We start from the raw sequence: 1,032 nt of genomic DNA, 5'->3' as shown, positions 1-1,032 counted from the left end.
AAGCCGCGCATTTCCGCCGGGCCGCACGCGTCTAGGCGCGGCGCCACGACACTGCGCAGGCTTTCGATGACTGACTTGACGTCCTCCCAACCGGGCTCTTCCAACTGTTCCAGCGGCCCTTCCAGCGCGTGCTCGATCAACCACGCGGCGTACAGCTCCAGACGCTCGCGGGTATCACCGGCCGTGCGCCACAGCTGGGGATCGATCTTTTGCAAAACCCCTGGGCGGCGACCGGTCCAAGGTTCGGCCAGCGCGCAGTCCAGCGGATCGAAGGCCAGTTCGAAGGCCTTGGCCAATACCCGCAATAGGCTCGATTGCGCGCCTCGGCCGTCGCCACGGGGGATACGCAGCAACGCGAGCAACGTGTCGATGCGCAAGCGGCCCTGGGGCGACTCGCCGAAGATATGCAGGCCATCGCGGATCTGCGATTCCTTCAAGTCACACAGGTAGGTATCCAGGCGCGGCAGCCAGATGGCCGCGTCGGCATCGCTGTCCAGCTCAAGTTCCTGGTCGATACGCGTTTCGCGCACCAGCTTGAGAATGTCCTTTTGCAGCTCGCGGGCGCGGCGCGGGTCGAGCAATTGCGCTTCGTAGTATTCGTCCGCCAACAGCTCCAGGTCGCGCAGCGGCCCGTAGGTTTCGGCACGGGTCAGCGGCGGCATCAAGTGATCGATGATCACCGCCTGGGTGCGGCGCTTGGCCTGGGCGCCCTCGCCCGGGTCGTTGACGATAAACGGGTAGATATTCGGCAGCGGCCCAAGCAGCGCGTCGGGCCAGCAGTTTTCCGACAGCCCGACGCCCTTGCCCGGCAGCCATTCCAGGTTGCCGTGCTTGCCGACGTGGATCACACCATGGGCGCCGTAGGTGTGGCGCAACCAGAAATAGAACGCCAGGTAAGCGTGGGGAGGCACCAGGTCCGGGTCGTGGTACACCGCACTGGCGTCCACCTGATAACCACGGGCCGGCTGGATGCCGACAAACGTCAGGCCCAGGCGCAGGCCGGCGATCATCAGGCGGCCGTCGCGGCACATC

General features: G+C 65.7%; 1 protein-coding gene. It reads right to left on the bottom strand.

Going from position 1 to position 1,032, the window contains the following annotated elements:
* A partial coding sequence (locus tag L9Z73_RS31110; protein ID WP_247408839.1) for a cobaltochelatase subunit CobN occupies window positions 1-1,032 on the bottom strand: 1,032 nt, incomplete at both ends.

Origin of the sequence: Pseudomonas emilianonis (genome assembly GCF_023072625.1) — a bacterium.
In the GTDB taxonomy this organism is placed as follows: Bacteria; Pseudomonadota; Gammaproteobacteria; order Pseudomonadales; family Pseudomonadaceae; genus Aquipseudomonas; species Aquipseudomonas paraveronii.
This window is presented reverse-complemented; position numbering and strand designations above follow the sequence as displayed.